Origin of the sequence: Paracoccus broussonetiae, from assembly GCF_031854425.1 — a bacterium.
GTDB classification, from domain to species: Bacteria; Pseudomonadota; Alphaproteobacteria; order Rhodobacterales; family Rhodobacteraceae; genus Paracoccus; species Paracoccus broussonetiae.
In genome coordinates this window covers 70,979-93,173 of the sequence record NZ_JAVRQI010000014.1, presented here as the reverse complement: position 1 = coordinate 93,173, position 22,195 = coordinate 70,979, and the positions used below count along the sequence as shown (strand labels likewise).

The following is a 22,195-nucleotide window of genomic DNA, read 5'->3' as shown; positions in this document are numbered from 1 at the left end:
CATGCCCGCCGACAAATGCCGGGCCCGCCCGTCTGTTGGCGGGCTGGCCCTTGACCTTGCCCTTGGCGCGCTAGCCGCGCTGGGTCAGGCCCCCTTCGATCTGTGGTATGTGACCGTCATCGCGCTGGCGCTGATTTGCTGGCGCGTTGCACATGCCCGCTCGCCCGGTCGCGCCGCCTGGCACGCGCTGGCGGCCGGATTCGGACAATTTGCGCTGGCGCTGTCCTGGATCGTCGAGCCATTTCTGGTCGAACCCGATATCTATGGCTGGATGGCGCCCTTTGCGCTGTTTTTCATGGCCTTGGGTGGCGCAGTCTTCTGGACCCTGCCGGGCTATCTCTCCGCCAGGATCGCAACGGGCCCCAATCGGCAGGCCCTGGCCTTTGCCGCGTTGATGGTCCTGTCGGACTGGATGCGCGGCTGGGTCTTCACCGGACTGCCCTGGGCGCTGACCGGGCATGTCTGGATCCCGACCCCGGCAGGTCAGATGGCTGCCACGTTCGGATCAATCGGACTGTCCGCGCTGACTATGCTGGCGGCGGCAATGCCCAGCGTATTCTCCCGCCCAGAGCACCCCCTGTTGCGCGCCCCCTTGACCGGAGCCGTGCTGTCCACACTGCTGATCGCGACCGCATGGACCGGCGGCATGGCCCGGCTGGCGCGGCCCCTGCCGCCCGATACCGGCTTGCACCTGCGGCTGGTACAGCCCAACGCCACGCAGGCGCTGAAATGGGATCCCTATTGGTCCGAAGTGTTCTTCCGCCGTCTGCTTGAACTGTCCGCCGTCCGCGACGCTGATCGTCCCGCGCCAGACGCGGTGATCTGGCCGGAAACGGCGGTGAACTTTCTGCTCGACAATTCCGGCAGCGCGCCGCAGGACATCGCGGCCTATGCCGGCGCGCCCGTCGTGCTGGGCATCCAGCGGTCCGAGGGCGAGCGCTACTTCAACAGCCTGACCGAGTTTTCGCTGGCCGGGATCGGCCCCATCTACGACAAGTTCCATCTGGTCCCGTTCGGAGAATACACGCCTTGGGGCGATGTCATGGCGCGTTTCGGCATCCGCGCCTTTGCCGCCCAGCACGGCTTTGGCTATTCGCCGGGCACCGGCCCCGAGGTGCTGAAGCTTGGCACCTTGCCGCCCTTCCAGCCGCTCATCTGCTACGAGGCGGTATTCTCGCGCCACCTGATCGCAGGCGATGATCGCCCCGCTTGGCTGCTGCAGGTGACCAACGACGCCTGGTTCGGCAAACTGTCCGGGCCCTGGCAGCACTTGGCACAGGCACGGCTTCGCGCGATTGAAAGCGGACTGCCCTTGATGCGGGCCGCGAATACTGGCGTCTCTGCGGTCATCGACGCGCGGGGCGGTGTTCGGGCCACGATGGGCCTCGACCTTGCTGGCAGGATCGACGCGACACTGCCGGGCGCGCTGCCGCCCACGCCCTGGACGCGGTGGGGCGACTGGCCCACAGTGCTGGCCGCGATTGCCACGCTGCTTGGCTTGTCGCTGCGTCGGCGGTTGACTGCCACCAGGGGCTGAATTATCCGTCATCTCTGACCGTCACAACGGCTTCCTGGCGTGGCGGCGTCATCCCAACGGAGCACTCCTAATGGCCAGACAGAATTATGTGTTCACCTCGGAATCCGTGTCCGAGGGGCATCCCGACAAATTGTGCGACCAGGTATCCGATGCGGTGCTGGACGCGCTTCTGGCCGAAGACCCGGCCGCCCGCGTCGCCTGCGAGACCTTCGCCACCACCGGCACGGTCGTGATCGGCGGCGAAATCGGCCTGACCGACCAGAAGAAGCTGGGCGAGTACATGGGCCGCATCGGCCAGATCGCCCGCGATACCATCCGCGATATCGGCTACGAGCAGGAAAAGTTCCACTGGAACACCTGCCACGTCCACAACTATCTGCATGAACAATCCGCCCATATCAGCCAGGGCGTCGATCGCGACGGCGCCGGCGACCAAGGCATCATGTTCGGTTTTGCCGTGGACGAGACGCCCGAGCTGATGCCCGCGCCGATCCAGTATTCCCACGCCATCCTGCGCCGCCTTGCCGAGGCGCGGAAATCCGGTGCCGAACCCATGCTCGGGCCGGACGCCAAGTCCCAGATCAGCCTGCGCTATGAAAATGGCCGCCCGGTCGAGGTGACCAGCCTGGTCCTTTCGCACCAGCACAAGGACGTCAGCCAGAGCTCGGACGACATCCGCGCCATTGTCGAGCCCTATATCCGCGAAGTCCTGCCCGCCGAATGGCTGACCGAGAAGACCGAGTGGTGGGTCAACCCGACCGGGACCTTCGTCATTGGCGGACCTGACGGTGACGCGGGCCTGACCGGGCGCAAGATCATCGTCGACACCTATGGTGGCGCGGCCCCGCATGGCGGCGGCGCGTTCTCGGGCAAGGATCCGACCAAGGTCGACCGTTCGGCCGCCTATGCCGCACGCTATCTGGCCAAGAACGTGGTCGCGGCCGGGCTGGCGCGGAAATGCGTCATCCAGCTCAGCTACGCGATCGGCGTGGCAAAGCCCCTGTCGATCTATGCCGATACCTTCGGCACCAGCGAGATCCCCGAGGCCGAGATCGAGCGTGCGATCGCACAGGCGATGGACCTGACGCCCCGCGGCATCCGCGAGCATCTGGATCTGTGCCGCCCGATCTATCGCCGCACGGCCGCCTATGGCCATTTCGGCCGCGCCCCCGAGGCCGATGGCGGCTTCTCGTGGGAACGCACCGATCTGGCCGAGGCACTGAAACGCGGGCTCTGAAATCACGAAGGCCGGGGCATCCCCCGGCCTTCACTGTTTCCGAAATATCCTGAGGGAGCGCGGGACGCGTGGGGGCATAGCCCCCGCTTCCGTCTTCAATCCTTGAAGCTGCGGCTGTCCTTGACTTGATCCCAGGCCCAGACGACCTCCTGAAGACGCTCCTCGTCCGAGCGGTCGCCGCCATTCATGTCGGGGTGAAGATCCTTCACCAGTGATTTGTATTGCTTGCGGATTTCCGCGCGGGTCCAGCTATCCTTGGCCTCAAGGATCTCCAGTGCCCGCCGTTCGGTCGGGGGCAGCTTGCGGGTCGCGCGGGCACGAACCTCGGGATTGGTGCCGTTGGCGCCCAAAATCTCCAGCGGATCGTCGATGCCGTGGCGCGCCCATTTCTGTTCCTGAGTCGCACGGCCAAACGGCTTGGTCGGACGTTCCCACACCGTCGCGTTGTCCAGGAACTCCTGAAACTCGGCTTCGGACTGACCCTGGAAGTAGTTCCAGTTCAGGTTGTATTCGCGCACGTGGTCCTTGCAGAACCAGAAATAGTCGTCCAGCTTGCGCGGAGATTTCGGCGCACGATACTGGCCGGGCTCGTTGCACCCTTCCTTGTCGCATCTGCGTGTCGAAGTCTCGAAGGCGCCGGACATGCCCCTACGACCCTTGGACCGTCTTTTCTTGTCCGAGGCCGCTGACATGTCGAAGCCGAACGGGTCGCTATTGCTCATTTGCCTGCCTTGTCCTGATCGGGACACGCAGTCTAAGCTATTTCGCGCGACATGAAAGGGGCATTGCGGATGATTGCCGACGAGATGAAGAACCGCCTGGAACAACTCGAACCGACCCGTCTCGAGGTGCTGGACGAAAGCGAGGGGCATCGCGGCCACGGCGGCTGGCGCGAGGGGGGCGAGACGCATTTCCGAATCCGCATGGCCAGCCCGCGCTTCGTGGGCCTGACCCACATTGCCCGCCACCGCCTGGTGCACAGCACCCTCGGCGACATCGTGCCCAGAATCCACGCGCTCGCGCTTGAACTGGCGGAAAGATGAACCGTTAGCGCAGACAGCCTTGCGGCGCCTCAAAGTCGCCGCGTAGAAGCCTTGAAAAGCGTAATCACAAGGACTTTCAGCATGACATCGCCCAAGGATTTCAACGACCGGATGCTGTCTCTGGGGCTGGCCCGCGTCAGCGAGGCGGCCGCCCATGCCTCGGCCCGTCTGATCGGCCGCGGCGACGAAAAAGCTGCGGACCAAGCCGCTGTGAACGCCATGCGCGAGCAGCTGAATATGCTGGACATCAGGGGCGTGGTCGTCATCGGCGAGGGCGAGCGGGACGAGGCTCCGATGCTGTACATCGGCGAGGAAGTCGGCACCGGCGAAGGCCCCGAGGTCGACATCGCGCTGGATCCGCTGGAAGGCACCACGTTGACCGCCAAGGACATGCCAAACGCGCTGACCGTGATCGCCATGGCCCCGCGCGGCACGCTGCTGCACGCACCCGACGTCTACATGGAAAAGCTGGCAATCGGCCCGGGCTATGCCAAGGATATCGTCAGCCTCGACATGACCCCGGCCGAGCGGGTGCGGGCGCTGGCCAAGGCGCGCGGCGTCACCGAAGGCGACATCACGGTCTGCATCCTTGAACGTCCCCGGCATGAGGACCTGATCGCCGAGGTCCGCTCGACCGGTGCCGCGATCCGCCTGATCACCGATGGCGACGTCGCGGGCGTCATCCACTGCGCCGAGGCTGAACTGACCGGCATCGACATGTACATGGGTTCGGGCGGCGCACCCGAGGGCGTGCTGGCAGCTTCGGCGCTGAAATGCATGGGCGGCCAGATGTGGGGCAAGCTGCTGTTCCGCAACGAGGATGAAAAGGGCCGCGCGCGCAAGGCCGGGATCACCGATCTCGACCGCATCTATTCGCGTGACGAACTGGTCACCGCCGACGTGATCTTCGCCGCGACCGGCGTCACCAATGGTTCGATCGTGGCCGGCGTCAAGCGCGAGCCGCATTACCTGCAGACCGAAACCATCCTGATGCGTTCGAAAACCGGATCGGTCCGCCGCATGATCTATCGCAACCCGATCAAGTGATCGGCGCGCTGCGCACTTGAACGAAGGGCGGTCATGGGGGATGAAGCAACCCATGACCGCCTTTCTTTCCGTCGAATCCTCATTGACCGGCCGATTCTGGCGCGGCCCCGACGCCCAGCTTGACCGGGCCGCCGAGGCGCTGGCGCAGGAAAGCCGGTTGCCCCTGCCCGTCACCCGCATCCTCGCCTCGCGCGGGGTTTCCGGTCCCGAGGCGCAATCCTTTCTTGATCCGAAGCTGCGCGACCTGCTGCCCGATCCCCTTGTCCTGCGCGACATGGACAAGGCCGCCGCGCGCATCGTCGAGGCCGTCCTGAAGGGACAGCGCATCGCGATCTTTGCCGATTACGATGTCGACGGCGGCTCTTCCGCGGCACTGCTGATCGACTGGCTGCGTCAGCTGGGCAAGCAGGCCACGCTTTATATCCCCGACCGCATCGACGAAGGCTATGGCCCGAACGTCCCGGCCATCTCGGCGCTGGCGCGGGATCACGCCCTGATCGTCTGCGTGGATTGCGGTACGCTCAGCCATGAGGCGCTGGCCGCCGCTGCCCCCCGCGACGTGGTCGTGCTGGACCACCACCAGGGGGCCGAAACGCTGCCTCCGGTGCTGGCCGTGGTCAACCCCAACCGCGTGGACGAAGACGGCGCCCTGGGTCACCTGTGCGCGGCGGGCGTGGTCTTCCTGACCCTGGTGCAATGCAACCGGCTGCTGCGCGATGCCGGCCACGCGCAGCCCGACCTGATCGGGCTGCTGGACCTGGTGGCGCTGGCCACAGTCGCGGACGTGGCGCCGCTGGTAGGGGTGAACCGCGCCTTTGTCCGTCAGGGGCTGGTCATCATGGCGCGGCGTGGCCGTCCGGGGCTGGTGGCGCTTTCCGACGTCGCCCGGCTCGATTCCGCCCCCAGCGCCTTCCACCTGGGGTTCCTGCTGGGACCGCGCATCAACGCCGGGGGCCGCGTCGGTCGCGCCGATCTGGGCGCGCTTTGCCTGTCCTGTACCGACAGCCGCCAGGCCGAACAACTGGCAGCCCAGCTGGATGATCTGAACCGCGACCGTCGCGCCATCGAGGCCGCCGTGCGCGAAGCTGCGCTCGCCCAGATCGAAGCCCGGGGCAGCGACTCGCTGGTCGCATGGGCGGCGGATCAGGGCTGGCATCCCGGTGTCGTCGGCATCGTCGCCGCGCGCGTCAAGGAAGCGACTGGCCTGCCCTCGGTCGTGATCGGCATCGAAGGCGGCATCGGCAAGGGCTCGGCCCGCTCGGTTCCCGGCGTCGATCTTGGCCGGGCGATCCAGAGGCTGGCGACCGAGGGGCTGCTGCTGAAAGGCGGCGGGCACGCCATGGCCGCGGGTCTGACCATCGAAGAGGCGATGATTCCCGCCGCGATGGCACGCCTGTCCGAACTTCTGGCCCGCGAGATGTCCGAGCGCGCCGGAGCGGGAGAGTTGCGGATTTCGGGCCTGCTCGACCCTGCGGGCGCGACTGTCGAGCTGATGCATATGCTGGAACGAGCCGGTCCCTTCGGGCAGGCAGCTCCGGCGCCGCGTTTCGCCTTTGCCGACCAGCTGATCGACAGCGCCTCCACGATGGGCGACAGCCACCTGCGCCTGCGCTTTCGCAGTCCCGGCAGCCAGCCGATCGAGGCAGTGGCCTGGGGCGCGATGACCGGCCCCCTTGGTCCCGCCCTGCTGGGCGCCAAGGGTCGGCGCTTTCACCTGGCGGGCAAGCTGGAACTGTCGCAATGGGGTGGGCGCGAACGCGTCAGGCTGCGGCTGGACGATGCTGCGCCGGTCGTCTGACGCAGGAAACAAGGCTGCGGTAAAAAACTTCACCAGAAGGTCATTTTTCCGCTTGCAGGCATCGCGGCCCTGCCCTAAACACCGCCCCACGCCGCAGGGCACTGCCTTGCGGAGATAGAAAGTGGCCCGTTCGTCTATCGGTTAGGACGTCAGGTTTTCAACCTGAAAAGAGGGGTTCGACTCCCCTACGGGCTGCCACTTCTTCCTGGGATGACCGGGATGCGCGCCGCGATCTAGCTGATCGGCGGCGTTTTTTTCTGTCCGTACCCTGCCTGACGCGGCCCGATCGAAAAAAAAGCGTTTACCCACAGAAGAAGTGAAACTGCCTCTTGCGGAGCGCGCCGCGCTGGCCTAAACGCCCTCTCGTCGCCAGATGGTGACGCTGAAGTGGCCCGTTCGTCTATCGGTTAGGACGTCAGGTTTTCAACCTGAAAAGAGGGGTTCGACTCCCCTACGGGCTGCCACTTTATCCCCTCAGAACAAATCCTTGCTCCGACGCCCGTTGATGGATAGGGGCGCTTGCGCGCCCCCGGTCTCAGACTTCCTCGACCCAGCGCATCAGCCACAGAGCCAGCGCCGAACAGACCAGCGTCGCCAGGATGATCGGTCGGGCAGTGCCGTCGAACAGCTGGCCCACGGGGGCCGCGATCAGGACCGCACCGATGGTCGACACGGCTGCGATGACCGACGCCGCCATGCCCGCGACATGTCCCATGCGTTGCAGGGCCATCGCGTTCAGGTTGCCGAAAGTCACGCCCGCCATGAAGAAGACGCTGACCGCCCACATGAAGAAGGCCGGAAAGCGCAGGGCGGGCGGCAGCAGGTCGCCAAGGACCAGCACGCACATCACCGTCGAGACGACGACCTGCATGGCATAGGCGCTTCTGACGATGCGCCGCATCCCCAGGCGCAGGACATAGCGCGCGTTCAGCATGGTTCCGGTCCCGCTCAACAGCGCCATGGCGGCAAACCACTTGGGGAAATCCTCACCCCGGCCATAGGTCTCCGAGAAGAGCTGCTGGGCCGAACTGAGCAACGCAAACATCTGGCCGAATCCCAGGGTCATGACGATCGTGACCAGCTGCACCTGCCGGTTGCCCAGCACCTCGCGGGCCGAGGCCATCATGCTGCCAAGCCGCATCGGGCGGCGCTTTGCGGGCGGCAGCGTTTCCTCTTGCCGTAGGTTCATCCAAAGGCTGCCCAGCAACGCCAGCAGAACGAACGAACCAAAGACGCCGCGCCAGCCGACGAAATGGATGATGCCCGCGCCCACCGACGGCGCGACCGCCGGAATCAGGATGAAGATCATCATGACGAAGCTGGTGATCCGCGCCATCTCGCGCCCCTGATACAGGTCCCTGACCAGCGCGAGCGAGACGATACGCGGCCCGGCGGCGCCAAGACCCTGCACGAAGCGCGCGACCAGCAGCATTTCAAGCGAGTTGGCAAAGACGGCAGCGATGGCGGCGACCGCGTAAAGCGCGAATCCCGCCGTAATGATCGGCTTGCGGCCATAGGCATCCGACAGCGGCCCGGCCACGAACAGGCCGGCCCCCATTCCGGCCACGAAGGCCGTCAGCACAAGCTGGGCACGGTTGACGTTTTCAGGCGTCAGCGCCGCCGCGATCTCGGGCAGCGCCGGCAGCATCGAATCGATCGAGAAGGCGATGACCGCAAAGATCACGGCCAGCATCGCGATGAATTCGGGCAACGGCTGCTTGTGGACCGGGGGTGCGAGGGGTTCGGACATGATCACCTCTTGTCATGTTGGCAGGCCTCGGGGGGTATCTGCCTTATCCACAGGGCGCAAGGTTGCACCCGCCGTGCCGGGGGATATATCTGGCGCATGACCAGCACCCTGAACCTCATGAAGCTTTGCGTCGGCTGCGACAGCCCGGTCGAGCTGGAAGAATGGCAGAAAAGCCGCTGGGCCGGCGGTCCGGCGCGCCATGTGACCCGGATGTGGCCCAAGCGCGAGGCTGAGTTGCTGAACGGCGGCTCGATCTACTGGGTGTTCAAGGGTGTCATGCAGGCCCGCCAGCCCCTGCTGGGACTGGAAGAGGTGGAGGGAGAGGATGGCATCCGCCGCTGCGCCTTGATCCTTGGTCCGGGCCTTGTTCGCACCGCAGCCGTGCCACGTCGCCCGTTCCAGGGCTGGCGCTATCTCAACGCAGCGGACGTGCCACCGGACCTGCCCGCCGGGCGCGGCCAAGAGCCCAGCCTACCCCCGGAAATTGCCCGCGCCCTTGCCGAGATGGGATTGCGCTGAACGACAGCGCGTCCTGCGTGCCATCACGGTCAGGAAGGGCGATTGGGATGGAGCGTGTGAAGTCCTCATGGCTCTTCAATTTCCCTCCAAAGATACCACATCGATGGCAGCCATGTCTGAGATGGAGGCGTCAGGTGATCAGGAAGCTCACTTTCGTCATGTTGGCTTTTGCTGCCATGGCGGGAACGGCCCTCGCGGATAGCAAGCCATTGTCCCCCGGACATATCCAGGAAGCTGCGATTCTGGGTCTCAACCCGCATGTCTTCAGTCGCATGGATCTCGTTCAGATCGGGGCTGAAACGAGTTGCAGCGATCAGCGTCAACGGATGCGCTATATCCTTGAGAAGAAGGAAAAGGCTGGAGAGGATATCTCTAATCCTTTCACCTCGAGCCGATGGCTATCGCCTGGGGGATGCATGAGGCGAGGTGGCGTGAGCATCGGTATAGGCTTCTGAAATCAGGCTTGGCAGCTCTCTCGGCTGACCAAGCGCAGTCAGGACGCAGTGAACTCGTCCTGCCACGCGCGCACCCATGCCCCGCGTGGATGTTACCCCTTATGGTGAGACATCGAAGCGCATTCGGGAAAGTGGTAAACTCAACACGCGAGTCGTTTTTCTGGGTCCATTATGGCACGGGGAATCGCTGTGGTACTGGTTGCGGTCTGGGTCTGCCTTGGCAGCGCCGAGGCAATTGCACAGCATGTTCTGGAGGATCAGGACACCGCAGCTCTCACTGACGCGGAACTCACCGAAGACGCGCTGATTGCCGCGATGTTGCGCCCGTGGACTGGCGACCTTGATGGCATGGTGCAGCGGGGATTTGTCCGGATGGGCGTGCCGCAGGAACCGATGACATTTGTCTATGAAGGTGCCAAGCAAAGCGGAATCGCTGTCGAATTCGGGCGCGAGTTCGAGGCTCACCTGCGCAAGACGCTCGGTCCGAAGGCGCAAACGCTGACCGTGGCACTGATGCCGCTGACGCGAGACAAAATGATCGATGCGCTTGTCGACGGCCGGGTGGACGTTCTGAGCGCCAATCTGACGGTGACACCGCGCCGATCCGAGCGGGTGGACTTTGCGGATCCAATGCTGCGCGATGTAAGCGAGCTTTTGGTAACAGGTCCGGCAGCCCCGGACATCGCGACGCTCGACGATCTCGGAACGATTGGAGTGCATGTCCGCCCGTCGAGCAGCTACCATGAGCACCTCGTGGCATTGAATGCGACCCGATCCGGTGCGGGATTGGTGCCAATCCCGATTATTGCAGCTGACGAGGCACTCGAAGACTACGATCTGGCTGAGCTCGTCAATGTAGGCGTCATTCCCGCTGTCATCCTTGACAGTCACAAGGCTGAGCTTTTCAAGCAGATTTTCGAGAACCTCGACGTGCATGACGACCTCGTCTTCAGCAGGGACGGCAAAATCGCGTGGGCAATCCGTAAGGGCTCTCCCGAGTTGATGAAGGCGACAAACGCCTTTGTCGCAAAGGCACGCAAGGGCACGGAGCTTGGCAATATCCTGTATCGTCGCTGGATTGCCGATCCGACGCGGGTCGTGAATGCAATCGCTCCGGGCGAGGACACGAAGTTCGTCGAGACGATCGGCTACATCCGGCGGCACGCCACGACTTACGATTTCGATCCCGTCCTCATCGCCGCTCAGGGCTATCAGGAATCGCGCCTGGACCAGTCGAAGCGCAGCGATGCCGGCGCGATCGGGGTGATGCAGGTCATGCCGGCCACCGCACGGGATCCAAACGTCGACATCCCGGACATTCAGGTGGCCGAGAGGAATGTCGAGGCAGGCGTCAAGTACCTGAGGCATCTCCGAATGGTGTATTTCAACGACCCCGCCATAACCCCCTTCGACCAGGCCTGCTTTGCTTTTGCCGCCTATAATGCCGGCCCCGGGAATATTCGCAAAGCGCGGATGCGGGCGGAGAGTATGGGCCTCGATCCGAATGTTTGGTTCGGAAATGTCGAGGTTGCCGCAGGCCGAACGATCAGTCAGGAACCACTTGTCTATGTTCGGAACATCTTGAAATATTACACCACCTACAAGATTTTCCAGGCTGAGCATACCGCCGCACCATCTGCCGACCACGAATGAATGAGCCGAGACGGGCCACATCTGACGGTTGCCGGCTCAGGTGAGATGTGATCGGTGCCGCCACGCCGCATACGCCAATAACTGTCGAAGGTTTAGGATCAGCTCCGCTTTATCCGCGCATCAACTCAACGGCGCCGCGCCGAACCGAGCAGATAGCCTCGGCGACCGTTCGCCGCGACCGTGCAATAGAACGTCCATCGTGCGGTTATGGGCGTGCGGACGTCCACAAAGCGTCGGCGGCAAAAGTGCGGGAATTACGCTAGTTCGGCTTTGCAGAAAATAACGAATCTTTAGCCAATCCGACTGAAGGCCTGTAAAATGCCGCGCGCCACCGACTCCCGTCGGAATGGCATTCATTGTGGGAGGTGAAAATGCTGAAACTGCTTCTGACCCTCGCAAGCGGGATCGCGATCCTATCTGTTGTTTCTGCCCAAGCCCAAGATCGCGAGTTGCGTATCGATTGTGGCGCGACTGACGTGATCATGAGCGCGGATCAAGCGTTGATCGTGAAAGAGAATACCGAAATGACTGCGGAAGAGATTGCAAAGCGCACGTGCGAAATCTTCAAGGACATCGACGCATCTGCGTATACTGAGCCGACAGACGTGACGGTCAAAATGCCGTCTGGTGCTGAGGTCAAGGCGAAGATGCAAGTCAGCCAGAAATAACCGCAATTCCTATCCCGAATTGACTTTGCTGCTGGCCGCGAACGGGGCCGGCAGCGCCGCCCCGACATCGCTTCTGGTTTTGATCTCGCATCGGACTCGATCGAGCAATGGCTAAATTGCAAGCTCGGGGAGTTTACGGTGCCGACCCGGCGGCCCGGCACCAAAGCAAGAGACGGAACCAATGCGCGTCACAACACCATAGTCATTGACGTAACGGCACCAATTACCGGTGGCCCGTTTTGCAAAATAGCGTCTCACTTCACCATTTCTATCTCGCCCGCTCGCCAGGATTTGTCAAAGAACGACTGCAGCGGGCTGTAGAGGCGAAGGATGACAAACCAGCCCTTTTTCGGATCGGTTTGAATCCAGTTTCCGCGCGCGACGCCGTCCGGCTGCTCCGGCGCGAACCAGATCGTCGTCGAGCCATCGGCATCGGTCTCGGCCGCCGCCGATGGATAGCTCTGGCTTCCCGCGCGCGGAAAGCGCTGCGGCGTGTCCAACATCGACCGCGACATGTTGTCGTAAATGGTCAGCGACCAGAAATTTTCTGCCGGAATGCCTTTCGGAAGCGTGACCTTATAGGTCTTGGAACCGTCGAAATGGTTCTTGTCCGCATCCGTCGAGGCAAGCAGATACTGCGAGCCGATGCCCGGCAGACGCATCGCCATTGCGGGCGTGATGCCGGTTATGCCGTAGAAGAAGTTCGTCCGAGCATCCATCGTCCGATAGCCGGTCGGCGGATATGGCTCGACGCCTTGCGCGGTGATCTTCGGGATGGGCGTCTCGAACTCATAGCCGGTATCGAACAGGAAATTGAACCAGGACGAGTCGGGGTAGTAGAACCACTTAGGATCACGCGGGCTGACAAGCAGCGTCCGCGCGGTTGCGTTGGCGGTCGCCAGCGCATCGGTCATGATCTCCTTCATGCGCGCATCCGGCGCGAACTGCTGTCCCTTGATGATGCCGATGGACGCCAACGGCCCCATCAGTTCGGCATCAAGCGAGGTGGCGGGTTCGGTCTGGACCACTTCGTTCAACAACTCGAAATAGCTCCAATCGTTCGGCGGAACGGTGTTCATCACCTTGCCGCTGCCCTCGTGGAAGACGGTCTCGGGCGGAGATTTGATCTGCCCGAGTTTCGCCGTTCCGGAAAGGAAATCCGCGATCGGCGTTCCCACGCCCCCGGCCTCGTAGGGGTAGACCTTGGTGAATTTGCGGATGGTCTCGACGACGGGCTTTGGATCTGAGTGGTTGGCAAGAAACGACCGGCCGAACCACAGGACGGTGTTGGTCTTCGCGCGCGAGATGTAATAGCCACCTTCGGGCAGCGGTCCGTCGTAATCGGGCGGGACGATCAGATATTTGCCGCCCTGGCCACGATCCGGACCCGGCACCCCGATATCGATCACCCAACGGAACCAGGCGTCCTGCACCGCCCCCAGAAAATCCGGCGGCGTCTCAAGCACCACGGGCCCCTTGGCAAGATCAAGATAGCCCATCACATAAATCGTGTCGGCATTGGCCGTCAGGAACAGGGACTTTGCATCCATGAGGTCCGAGAAAACGAGAACCTCGTTTTCCTTGATCCCCAACCTTTGCATCTCGTTATGCACGGTCCGGATGCTGACGCCGCGCATGTTGTCCATGAAGGCGCGGTAGGCATAGGTGAAGTCAAGGTTATCGTACAGCTTTTCCGCAGTATCCTTTGTCGGCACGCCATCCCTGAATTCCAGCTTGCCGACCGGCGACTCGACAACCTCTGGCGTTGAAAGGGATGCCGGCACTTCCGGCGCTGTCTGCGCCACGGCCTGCCCCGTCTGCACGCCAGTGTAAAAGCAAGCGACGGCTGCGGAGAGGAGAAGTGTGGGTCCTTGGAAAGCTATGAACCTCGGGAACTTCTGCGACAATCAGGTGCCCTTTCATTCTGGCCATACCTAATGAGGAATCGCACGCCACTGGCAGAGAGTTGAAGTAAGCGACGGCGAAATTTCTGGAATGGTAATCGGATTGCGGGATGGTGCCCGACCACCCGACCAAAGGAAATAGCGTTTCCCAGGGAAATCTTACCGTCAGCCATCGTGGGGCGGACCGAAGTCCCGTCCCCCGTTAGTCGATGCGAGGTCATGCCAGTCCGCAGACCACGATTTTGGCAACTGCAATCAGAACTTCGCTTTCAGCGGTTCGCCAGTTTTGACGCCCGCATCAAACGCCGACTTCCAGTCTTTGATGAATTTGGCGATCTGGCCCTCCTTCTTCGGGTTCAGCGCATAGGGACGAGGTATCGCGCCGCTGAAGGTGCCGCGCTGCCGGGCGAAGATGATCGGATAGAGCGGATGGAGAGTCCGCATGAACCTCGCGATCCGGCTCGCTGCCTTCTCCAGTCAGAGGGTGAAGGCCAGATTGGTGCGCTTGGGCCCCTGCCCCAGCTCGCGATAAAACACGTCCGGCTCGAACCGCATCTCCGGCTGGCCTTCCTATCGAATTCGCCGCGCGAGGTCTCAACCTCGATCGCGGTGCGGATCTCGTCCTGGCCGACGCCGATCACACGGCCGACACGAGCCGAGCCGATATCAGTCAGCGGCCTTGCGGCGCCCTTGATCCCGGCTGGGTACATGCTGGTCTCCAAATGAAAAAGTCCCGCGCGACGGCGGGCATGTGCTAGAATGAGTTTGGGTCGTTTCAGGCGGAGCCCGCTCGAGCGCTCCCCGGCTCCTCAACGGCAGCACCGTGTACGGGGAGCCGGTTAGCGCTGTGCCCACTGGCAAAGGCGGTGCGGCGGGGACCCTGAAAGGTGATCACGATAGAATCAGATCGGAGTTAGCCCCCAGAACCCGCGGTTCGATTGCTGCGGCGAAAGGCGTTGGGTTTTCCAAAGACAACGAGCCATGCCGTGTGTGGATTTCGCGAAACCCGTCACCCCCCTGACGGCGGGGAGGCAGATCGGGCTGGAAGGGTTGAACCCTAATGCCGCAGGGCCTGGGCTGGATGACAGCTGCTGCCCGACCACGTGCGGGTCGCGGTCAGGCCGGCGTAAGCGCATGATTCCGCCCGGCTGCCTGAGCCCCCTCAGTGCATGAACATGACCGCCACCAGGACGACGGCGCGGATCGCGAGCACCTTCAGTGGACAGGCGACCAACGGTCGGGGGCCTTGTCATTTGGAAGCCCCCGGCGACCACGCGGGTGAGCATCGCCTCGAAGACCGCGGCCCCGAGGCTTCCGGTCAGATGGGACAGGGACCCGCCGGACGCGCCGTCGGACCCGGTGATGGTACCTGATGGCAGACCCAGTCAAAGGCTTACCAGAGGTGCGCCAAGCCAGCCAAGGCACAGCTGGTTCTAGACCTCAGCCGCCTTGGGCTAGGCCCTGCTGCGCGAATCCGGCTTCAGCGACACAACGACCCAAGGCCGATCTTCAACCGGCTATAGCGGATCGAGACACGGCGCTTTGAATGGCAGGTGGAACCTCGCAAAATCAAGGTCATGGCGGCGGCTATGTGTCAACCGCTCCAGCATCTCAATGGTCGCGATGACCAAAAAGAGGCGCGAAATGATGCACAGAACTCTGGCGCGCCATCCTAATCTTGCTGGAGAAATTCTTAGCTACCGCCTGAAATATCTTAATAATTATGGATTTCAGGTGGCTGGAATTTGGAGCGGGTGAAGGGAATCGAACCCTCGTCATCAGCTTGGGAAGCTGCTTCTCTACCATTGAGATACACCCGCGTCGCCGCATCGGATAGCATCAGCTTGGCGGGGATCGCAAGCCCAATCTGACAGGATCCATGTCCGGGCGGCTCCGCCGGCAGGCGAGGCCCCGACCAGCCCGTGAGCGCGCGCGCGCCAGCACTCGCGCTCATTGCCCGCCCCTTGTGCGTGCGGCCACAATCGCGCCGGGCTTGGCAGAATGGGGATTGATCATCGCGATCAACTGGTCGTTATTACGTTACTGGTCAGTACTTTCCCGGAGCCGAACATGTCAGCGCTTGCGCGCCGGATTGCCCGAACCCTTGTCCTGCCGCTTGCGGTGGGACTGGTCCCCGCATCTTCCATGGCCCAGCAAGCGGGGGGAGAGGCGCCACCGACCCCCGTGACCGTGGTGACGCTGCATCCTCAGGACGTGGCCCTGACGACCACCCTGCCCGGCCGCGTGACCGCCTCGGCCACCGCCGAGGTGCGCCCCCAGGTCAATGGTATCGTGGTCGAGCGCATGTTCGGCGAAGGCCGGCGCGTCAAGGTCGGCGATCCGCTGTTCCGCATCGACGCGACCACCTATGAAGCCGCCGTCGCCCAGGCTGAGGCCGCCGTCGCCCAAGCCCGCGCCCAGGCCGAGAATGCCCGCCGCGAGGCCGAGCGGCTGGGCGCCCTGCGCCAGCGGAACGTCGCCAGTGAAAGCACCAACGATTCAGCCATTGCTACCCGCGATGCGGCCGACGCTGCCGTGAAGGTCGCGCAGGCCCAGCTGCAAAGCGCTCGCATCGACCTGGACCGCACCACCGTCCGCGCCGAGCTTGATGGCGAGATCGGGCTTGCGCAGGTCAGCCAGGGCGCGCTGGTGACTGCAAGCCAGGCGACGCCCCTGACCGTGATCCGCACCATCGATCCCGTCCATGTCGATGTGACCCAATCCGCCGCCGAAATCATCCGCTGGCGGCGCGAAATGGCGATGCAGGCAGGACCCGACCGCACCGTGACCCTGCGGCTGGCGGATGGCAGCGACTACCAGCAAAAGGGGACTCTGACCGCTGCCGAACCCTATGTGAACGAAACGACGGGCGTGGTCACGCTGCGGCTGACCTTCGGCAATCCCGACCGGATCCTGTTGCCCGGCATGTATGTTCAGGCCGTGGTCCAGCAGGCTCTGGCGCGCGGAGTCATTCTGGCGCCGCAGGAAGGCGTCTCGCGCGACCGCAGGGGCCAACCCATCGCGATGGTGGTCAATGCCCAGAACCAGGTCGAGCAGCGCGAGTTGACGATCCTGCAGGACAAGGGGAACACTTGGGTCGTCAGCAAGGGCCTGTCCGACGGCGACCGGCTGATCGTCGAGGGGTTGCAGCGCATCGCCCCCGGCATGCCCGTCGCCCCCGAGGAACGCGCCGCCGCCGCACCTGCCGAGGCGACCCCGAACGAGACCCCGCCCGCGGCCGCCACCGAGAAGCCACAGGAAGACGCACCCGCCTCGGAATAGGCCGCGTCAAGCAAGTTCGCACAGGAGCCTGTCATGGCGCGCTTTTTCATCGACCGTCCGGTTTTTGCCTGGGTGATTTCGATCCTCATCATGGGCATCGGCATCCTGTCGGTGATGACACTGCCGGTGGCCCAGTATCCGCAGATCGCGCCCCCCACGGTCGAAATTCGCGCAACCTATCCGGGCGCGTCGGCCGAGACAGTAGCCAATACCGTCACCCAGATCATCGAACAGCAGATGACCGGGCTGGACGGGATGCGCTATTTCTCGTCCAGTTCCAGCTCTGCGGGCACCTCGACGACGACTCTGACCTTTGCGACCGGCACCGATCCGGACATCGCGCAGGTCCAGGTCCAGAACAAACTGTCGCAGGCCACAAGCCTTCTGCCCGAAGCAGTGCAGCGGCAAGGGGTGACTGTCCAGAAATCCTCGTCCGGCTTCCTGATGGTGATCGCGCTGATCTCGGATGACGGCTCGCTCGAGGAAGTCGACCTGTCGGACTATATGATCTCGAACCTCGTCAACGATCTCAGCCGGGTCGAGGGCGTGGGTTCGGTCCAAGTTTTCGGCGCGCAATACGCTATGCGGATCTGGCTCGATCCGTCCAAGCTGGCGGCCTATCAGCTGACACCGGGCGACGTCGTATCGGCCGTCTCGGCCGAAAACGCTCAGATCTCGGCCGGGGCCTTCGGCACCCAACCCTCGCCCGCGGGACAAATGCTGAACGCGACGATTGCCGCGCAGTCGCTGCTGTCAACGCCCGCTGATTTCGAACAGATCGTCCTGCGGGCCGAACCCGATGGCGGGCTGATCCTGCTGAAGGACGTCGCCCGGGTCGAGATCGGCTCGGAGAGCTATGCCACCAGCGCGCGGTTCAACGGCAAGCCCTCGGGCGGGATCGCGATCAGTCTGGCAACCGGCGCCAACGCGCTGGACACGTCCGAACGCATCAAGGCCCGGATGGAAGAGTTCGCACGGTTCTTCCCGGAAGGCGTCAGCTATGTCATCCCCTATGACACCACCCCCTTCGTCCTGATCTCGATCGAGGAGGTGGTCAAGACGCTGGTCGAGGCCATCGTTCTGGTCTTCTTCGTCATGCTACTGTTCCTGCAGAACTGGCGCGCGACGCTGATCCCGACCCTTGCTGTTCCGGTTGTTATCCTGGGCACGTTCGGCATCCTTGCGGCGCTGGGTTTCACCATCAATACGCTGACCATGCTGGCGTTGGTGCTGGCCATCGGGCTTCTCGTCGACGACGCCATCGTCGTCGTCGAGAACGTCGAGCGGATCATGGAGCAAGAGGATCTTGAACCGCGCGAGGCGACAAAGAAGTCTATGGGCCAGATCACCGGTGCACTGGTCGGGATCGCGCTGGTCCTGTCGGCGGTCTTCGTGCCGATGGCCTTTTTCGGCGGCTCGACGGGCGTGATCTACAAGCAGTTCGCGATCACCATCGCCTCGGCCATGGGGTTGTCGGTCGTGGTCGCCCTGACCCTGACGCCTGCGCTTTGCGCGACGATCCTGCGCAACGAACACGGCCACAAGACCCGCGGCTTCTTCGGCATGTTCAACCGCGGCTTCGACTGGACGATGCATAGCTACAGCGGCTGGGTGAACTGGATCATCCGACGCCCGCTGCGGATGATGCTGATCTATCTGGCGCTTGGTGCCGCGATGATCTTCCTTTTCCTGCGCACGCCCACCGGCTTCCTGCCGGACGAGGATCAGGGGATCATGTTCGTGCTGGTGCAGGGTCCGACCGGCGCCACGACCGAGCGGACCGAGGCAGTGATCGGCCAGATCCAGAATTATTTCACGACGGCCGAGGCCGAGAACGTCGATTCCATGTTCGGGGTATCCGGCTTCAGCTTTGCCGGGCAGGGTCAGAACATGGGCATTGCCTTCGTCCGGCTGAAGGACTGGGCAGACCGCCCAAGGCCCGACCAATCCGTGCAGGCCATTGCCGGGCGTGCCTTCCCGGCACTTAGCCAGATCCGGGATGCTATGGTCTTTCCGATCGTGCCGCCCTCGGTGATCGAGCTTGGCAACGTCTCGGGATTCGACTTCTACCTGCAGGCCCGGGCGGGCCAGACGAACGAGCAATTACTTGAGGCGCGCAACCAGATGCTGGGCATGTCCGCGCAGGACGGGCGCATCGCCTCGGCCCGGCCAAACGGGCTGGAGGACGCGGCGCAGTACAATCTGGACGTCGACTGGCGCAAGGCGGGCGCGATGGGGGTTTCCGCCACCGATGTCGGCAGCCTGCTGTCGGTCGCCTGGGCGGGAAGCTATGTCAACGACTTCCTGGACCGCGGCCGGATCAAGCGCGTCTATGTCCAGGGCCAAGCGGATTCGCGATCAGTGCCGACCGACATCGACAAATGGCGGATCCGTAACAGCTCTGGCGGACTGGTGCCCTTCTCGAACTTCGCCGTGGGCAAGTGGAGCTATGGGCCGCAGGGGCTGTACCGCTATAATGGTGTGCCCGCGATGCAGATCCAGGGCAGCCCTGCCCCCGGCGTCTCCAGTGGCGAAGGCATGGCCGCGGTCGAGGATCTGGCCTCGAAGCTGCCCGAGGGATTCGACGTCGCCTGGACCGGCCTGTCGAAAGAGGAACAGGACGCGGGAAGCCAGACGACGCTGCTTTACACGCTGTCGCTGGCCGTGGTCTTCCTGTGCCTTGCCGCGCTTTACGAAAGCTGGTCGATCCCCTTCGCGGTCATGCTGGCCATGCCGATCGGCGTTCTTGGCGCGTTGATCGGGGCCTGGCTGGGTGGCTTCGACAATGGCGTGTTCTTCCAGGTCGGGCTTCTGACGGTGATCGGCCTGACCGGCAAGAACGCCATCCTGATCGTTGAATTTGCACGCGAACAGGCCGAGGAATCCGGCAAGCCCCTTTACGCCGCCGTGGTCGAGGCCGCGCGCCAGCGCTTCCGCCCGATCATGATGACCTCGGTCGCGTTCTCGCTGGGGGTGCTCCCCTTGGTCCTGTCCAGCGGCGCGGGTGCGAATGGACGCAACACCATCGGCGCGACCGTCCTGGGTGGGACGATATCGGCCACCCTGCTGGGCGTGCTGTTCGTGCCGTTATTCTTCGTGCTGGTCCGTCGCCTGCTGGGTCGCAGCGAGGTCCCCGAGGGCGAACCCGCCAGCAACTGAATATCCGTCGCGCCACGGGACTTGCCCGAAGCCCGGCAGGTAAACTAGTCTTTCTCTGGGGAATGCCGCCTGCTGGTGGCAAGGGAGAACGATGGACGCAACGGGCCAGATCGGCGCGATTGGCAGGACGCGTGGTATGCTGGGGCGACGCCAACTGCGACTGGCAACGATCGCGTTCGCGGGCTCGACCCTTGCGTGGATCGCGATGTTCGCAATCACCGTCTCGGTCGTGATCTGGAACGCCCGCGACTCGGTTCGCAACGAGACGGAATCGGCCTTCGTGCTGGCAAAGGCAGCGGCGACCGTCAGCCTGCCCACATCGTTCGGGCACAAGGACATTCTGGCCGAAGCGACGCGCATCGCGACCGAGCTTCGCAGCCAGCGCCATGTCACGGCCGAATTGCGCGACCCGACCGGCAAACCCATCGACCTGCCGCCGCGCGCCGCCCCGGATCACCCCGCGCCGGAATGGCTGGCAAGGCTGCTGCGGCCGCAACCTCTGCGCGATGTCTTTCCGATCGTCCAATATCCCAACATGCTTGGCGTTCTTGAAATCCGGACCGAGCCCCAGGACGAGATTGCCGAGGTCTGGCGCGACCTTCGCGTTCTGGTGCCACTGCTGATGGTCACTGCGCTGGCAGCGATCGGCGTCACCCTTGCAGTCACCGGACTGGTGCAACGCCGCCTTGGCCAGCTTGGGGCCGCGCTGGACCGGATGCGGGACGGAGAACTTGACCAGCGCGCCCCCCAGACCGGACTGGCCGAGGTGAACGCGCTGGCCGACGGGGTAAACGCGCTGGCCGCGCATCTGGCGCGCGAGCGCGCCGAAAACCGGCATCTTCAGGCCCGCATGATGACGTTGGCAGAAAACGAACGCGCGCGCATCGCCTCGGACCTGCATGACGAGATTGGACCACAGCTTTTCGCACTGCAGGCTGCCGTCGGGCAAGCCACGCGCGCCGAGGCCGATCCCGCGCTGGCCGAGACGCTGGCCGCCGTCGCACGCCATTCGGACGCCATCCGTCGAGGTGTGCGGGGCGCCATCGACGATCTGCGCCTGACCCCGACCGAGGGAGTGTCGCTGCCCGACATGATTCAGGAACTGCTGATCGAGTTTGAGGACATGGCCGGGGACACCACCTTTGCGCTGGATGCCGATGCCGCGCCTTGCGAACCCGACGAGGCCGGGCAGATCGCCGTCTATCGCTTCGTGCGCGAAAGCGTGCTGAACGCCCTGCGCCATGCCCGGCCGGGCCATGTCGAGGTCAGCCTGACCGTCGAGGGCGATCATCTGCTGGCTCGGGTCTGCGACGATGGCACCGGTCCCCCGGCACAGGGCCGAACCGGCCTTGGACAGGCCGGGATGCGGGACCGCGCCGCCGCTTTGGGCGCCCGCTGGACGCCTCCCACCCGGCTGGATGGCCGCACATGCACCGAATTCAGGATCCCCTGCCCATGATGACCTTGTCCCCCGCGCCCGCACGCAGTCAGACGCAGCCCCTGCGCGTCCTCATCGTGGACGACCACCCTGTCGTGGCCGAAGGGTGGGACCGGATCACCCATGGCCGGATCGATTGCGAAGTGATCTCGGCCGCGCGCCCGTCAATGGGCTTCCGGGCATGGCGGACCCGGCAGCCCGACGTCATGGTCATCGACCTGACGATGGGGGATTCGAAGCTTGCGGGTGTGCGCCTTGTGCAGCGGCTGCGGGCGGTCGGGGCGGGGCTGCCGATCCTGGTCTTTACCATGCACCGCAGTCCGATCATCGCGCGGCGGGCTTTGCAGGCCGGATGCAATGGGATCATCATGAAGGACTCCCCCTCGGACGAAATCTGCGAGGCGCTGGAGGTAGTGGCGCGAGGCGGCGATTATGTTCCCGCCGACATTGCGCGCAAGATCGCGCTGATGGACCGCCCCGGTGCCGCGCTGTCCCGGCCGCGCCTGACGCCGCGCGAACTGGACATCCTGCGTTCGATTGCCGAGGGCCTATCCTACCGCGAGATCGCCGAGCGGGCGAACATCAGCTACAAGACCGTCTCCAATGTCAGCCAGACACTGAAGGACAAGCTGCGCGCGACCAGTTTCGCCGACCTGGTCGTCAAGGCGATCCGTCATCTGGAAGACACTGGCGACAGGATCTAGC

At 63.8% G+C, this 22,195-nt stretch carries 18 protein-coding genes, 3 tRNA genes and 1 riboswitch; of the genes, 15 read left to right on the top strand and 6 right to left on the bottom strand.

Features of this window, described 5'->3' with window-relative positions:
• Position 1: 1 nt before the first annotated feature.
• Both lnt and metK read left to right on the top strand, forming a co-directional pair.
• The gene (gene lnt / locus RM190_RS17605; protein WP_311760776.1) at positions 2–1,537 is read left to right on the top strand and encodes an apolipoprotein N-acyltransferase; all 1,536 of its coding nucleotides are present in this window, start codon (positions 2–4) and stop codon (positions 1,535–1,537) included.
• A gap of 15 nt (positions 1,538–1,552) precedes the next feature.
• Positions 1,553–1,601, top strand: a riboswitch (SAM-SAH riboswitch).
• Positions 1,602–1,607: 6 nt separating this feature from the next.
• Positions 1,608–2,774 carry a methionine adenosyltransferase gene (metK, locus tag RM190_RS17600; protein ID WP_311760775.1) on the top strand — a complete coding sequence of 389 codons (1,167 nt, stop codon included), beginning with the start codon at positions 1,608–1,610 and terminating at the stop codon, positions 2,772–2,774.
• A gap of 95 nt (positions 2,775–2,869) precedes the next feature.
• Here metK and RM190_RS17595 read toward each other — a convergent pair whose 3' ends face one another.
• A complete protein-coding gene (locus RM190_RS17595) occupies positions 2,870–3,496 on the bottom strand; it encodes a J domain-containing protein (protein WP_311760774.1) in 627 nt (208 codons plus the stop codon).
• Between the two features lie 69 nt (positions 3,497–3,565).
• Between RM190_RS17595 and RM190_RS17590 the strand changes: the two genes are divergently transcribed.
• The 5 genes from RM190_RS17590 to RM190_RS17570 all read left to right on the top strand — a co-directional run bounded on the left by RM190_RS17590 (position 3,566) and on the right by RM190_RS17570 (position 7,126).
• Complete coding sequence (locus RM190_RS17590) at positions 3,566–3,817, top strand: BolA family protein (protein WP_311760773.1); 252 nt, start codon at positions 3,566–3,568, stop codon at positions 3,815–3,817.
• A gap of 81 nt (positions 3,818–3,898) precedes the next feature.
• Positions 3,899–4,864, top strand: coding sequence for a class II fructose-bisphosphatase (gene glpX / locus RM190_RS17585; protein ID WP_311760772.1), 966 nt, complete (start codon positions 3,899–3,901; stop codon positions 4,862–4,864).
• A gap of 52 nt (positions 4,865–4,916) precedes the next feature.
• Positions 4,917–6,662, top strand: coding sequence for a single-stranded-DNA-specific exonuclease RecJ (gene recJ / locus RM190_RS17580; RefSeq protein WP_311760771.1), 1,746 nt, complete (start codon positions 4,917–4,919; stop codon positions 6,660–6,662).
• 123 nt (positions 6,663–6,785) lie between these two features.
• Positions 6,786–6,860 (top strand) — tRNA-Glu (locus RM190_RS17575).
• A gap of 191 nt (positions 6,861–7,051) precedes the next feature.
• Positions 7,052–7,126, top strand: a tRNA-Glu gene (locus RM190_RS17570).
• 71 nt (positions 7,127–7,197) lie between these two features.
• Here RM190_RS17570 and RM190_RS17565 read toward each other — a convergent pair.
• Positions 7,198–8,412, bottom strand: coding sequence for a multidrug effflux MFS transporter (locus RM190_RS17565; protein WP_311760770.1), 1,215 nt, complete (start codon positions 8,410–8,412; stop codon positions 7,198–7,200).
• 96 nt (positions 8,413–8,508) lie between these two features.
• Between RM190_RS17565 and RM190_RS17560 the strand changes: the two genes are divergently transcribed.
• Positions 8,509–8,931: a DUF1489 family protein gene (locus tag RM190_RS17560; RefSeq protein ID WP_311760769.1), complete on the top strand. Its 423-nt coding sequence runs from the start codon at positions 8,509–8,511 to the stop codon at positions 8,929–8,931.
• Positions 8,932–8,996: 65 nt separating this feature from the next.
• Here the strand turns inward: RM190_RS17560 and RM190_RS17555 are convergent, their stop codons facing one another.
• The gene (locus RM190_RS17555) at positions 8,997–9,254 is read right to left on the bottom strand and encodes a hypothetical protein (RefSeq protein ID WP_311760768.1); all 258 of its coding nucleotides are present in this window, start codon (positions 9,252–9,254) and stop codon (positions 8,997–8,999) included.
• 321 nt (positions 9,255–9,575) lie between these two features.
• Between RM190_RS17555 and RM190_RS17550 the strand changes: the two genes are divergently transcribed.
• Positions 9,576–11,039, top strand: a complete 1,464-nt coding sequence (locus tag RM190_RS17550) for an MltF family protein (RefSeq protein WP_311760767.1) — start codon at positions 9,576–9,578, stop codon at positions 11,037–11,039.
• Between the two features lie 371 nt (positions 11,040–11,410).
• Positions 11,411–11,707: a hypothetical protein gene (locus RM190_RS17545; protein ID WP_311760766.1), complete on the top strand. Its 297-nt coding sequence runs from the start codon at positions 11,411–11,413 to the stop codon at positions 11,705–11,707.
• A gap of 254 nt (positions 11,708–11,961) precedes the next feature.
• Here RM190_RS17545 and RM190_RS17540 read toward each other — a convergent pair whose 3' ends face one another.
• Both RM190_RS17540 and RM190_RS17535 read right to left on the bottom strand, forming a co-directional pair.
• Positions 11,962–13,512: a DUF1254 domain-containing protein gene (locus RM190_RS17540; protein ID WP_311760765.1), complete on the bottom strand. Its 1,551-nt coding sequence runs from the start codon at positions 13,510–13,512 to the stop codon at positions 11,962–11,964.
• A gap of 354 nt (positions 13,513–13,866) precedes the next feature.
• Positions 13,867–14,055, bottom strand: coding sequence for a hypothetical protein (locus tag RM190_RS17535; protein WP_311760764.1), 189 nt, complete (start codon positions 14,053–14,055; stop codon positions 13,867–13,869).
• Positions 14,056–15,225: 1,170 nt separating this feature from the next.
• On the opposite strand from RM190_RS17535, the gene RM190_RS17530 reads away from it, so the two are divergent.
• On the top strand, positions 15,226–15,369 hold the full coding sequence (locus RM190_RS17530; RefSeq protein WP_311760763.1) for a hypothetical protein: 144 nt from the start codon (positions 15,226–15,228) through the stop codon (positions 15,367–15,369).
• Here the strand turns inward: RM190_RS17530 and RM190_RS17525 are convergent.
• Positions 15,358–15,431: transfer RNA gene (locus RM190_RS17525), tRNA-Gly, on the bottom strand. The genes RM190_RS17530 and RM190_RS17525 overlap by 12 nt on opposite strands.
• Positions 15,432–15,681: 250 nt before the next feature.
• Between RM190_RS17525 and RM190_RS17520 the strand changes: the two genes are divergently transcribed.
• From RM190_RS17520 to RM190_RS17505, 4 genes are all read left to right on the top strand, one after another.
• A complete protein-coding gene (locus RM190_RS17520; protein WP_311760762.1) occupies positions 15,682–16,893 on the top strand; it encodes an efflux RND transporter periplasmic adaptor subunit in 1,212 nt (403 codons plus the stop codon).
• Positions 16,894–16,926: 33 nt separating this feature from the next.
• Positions 16,927–20,052, top strand: coding sequence for an efflux RND transporter permease subunit (locus RM190_RS17515; protein WP_311760761.1), 3,126 nt, complete (start codon positions 16,927–16,929; stop codon positions 20,050–20,052).
• Positions 20,053–20,143: 91 nt separating this feature from the next.
• Positions 20,144–21,511: a LapD/MoxY N-terminal periplasmic domain-containing protein gene (locus RM190_RS17510; protein WP_311760760.1), complete on the top strand. Its 1,368-nt coding sequence runs from the start codon at positions 20,144–20,146 to the stop codon at positions 21,509–21,511.
• Complete coding sequence (locus RM190_RS17505) at positions 21,508–22,194, top strand: response regulator transcription factor (RefSeq protein ID WP_311760759.1); 687 nt, start codon at positions 21,508–21,510, stop codon at positions 22,192–22,194. The genes RM190_RS17510 and RM190_RS17505 overlap by 4 nt, the downstream gene beginning before the upstream one ends.
• The last annotated feature ends 1 nt before the right edge of the window (position 22,195 follow it).

Bases quoted from the DNA above. Each gene is read 5' to 3' on its own strand.
- glpX (WP_311760772.1), top strand. From the start codon at position 3,899: ATGACATCGCCCAAGGATTTCAACGACCGGATGCTGTCTCTGGGGCTG.
- RM190_RS17595 (WP_311760774.1), bottom strand. From the start codon at position 3,496: ATGAGCAATAGCGACCCGTTCGGCTTCGACATGTCAGCGGCCTCGGAC.
- recJ (WP_311760771.1), top strand. From the start codon at position 4,917: ATGACCGCCTTTCTTTCCGTCGAATCCTCATTGACCGGCCGATTCTGG.
- RM190_RS17520 (WP_311760762.1), top strand. From the start codon at position 15,682: ATGTCAGCGCTTGCGCGCCGGATTGCCCGAACCCTTGTCCTGCCGCTT.
- metK (WP_311760775.1), top strand. From the start codon at position 1,608: ATGGCCAGACAGAATTATGTGTTCACCTCGGAATCCGTGTCCGAGGGG.
- RM190_RS17535 (WP_311760764.1), bottom strand. From the start codon at position 14,055: ATGCGGACTCTCCATCCGCTCTATCCGATCATCTTCGCCCGGCAGCGC.
- RM190_RS17510 (WP_311760760.1), top strand. From the start codon at position 20,144: ATGGACGCAACGGGCCAGATCGGCGCGATTGGCAGGACGCGTGGTATG.
- RM190_RS17565 (WP_311760770.1), bottom strand. From the start codon at position 8,412: ATGTCCGAACCCCTCGCACCCCCGGTCCACAAGCAGCCGTTGCCCGAA.
- RM190_RS17530 (WP_311760763.1), top strand. From the start codon at position 15,226: ATGGTCGCGATGACCAAAAAGAGGCGCGAAATGATGCACAGAACTCTG.
- RM190_RS17560 (WP_311760769.1), top strand. From the start codon at position 8,509: ATGACCAGCACCCTGAACCTCATGAAGCTTTGCGTCGGCTGCGACAGC.
- RM190_RS17505 (WP_311760759.1), top strand. From the start codon at position 21,508: ATGATGACCTTGTCCCCCGCGCCCGCACGCAGTCAGACGCAGCCCCTG.
- RM190_RS17515 (WP_311760761.1), top strand. From the start codon at position 16,927: ATGGCGCGCTTTTTCATCGACCGTCCGGTTTTTGCCTGGGTGATTTCG.
- RM190_RS17545 (WP_311760766.1), top strand. From the start codon at position 11,411: ATGCTGAAACTGCTTCTGACCCTCGCAAGCGGGATCGCGATCCTATCT.
- lnt (WP_311760776.1), top strand. From the start codon at position 2: ATGCCCGCCGACAAATGCCGGGCCCGCCCGTCTGTTGGCGGGCTGGCC.
- RM190_RS17590 (WP_311760773.1), top strand. From the start codon at position 3,566: ATGATTGCCGACGAGATGAAGAACCGCCTGGAACAACTCGAACCGACC.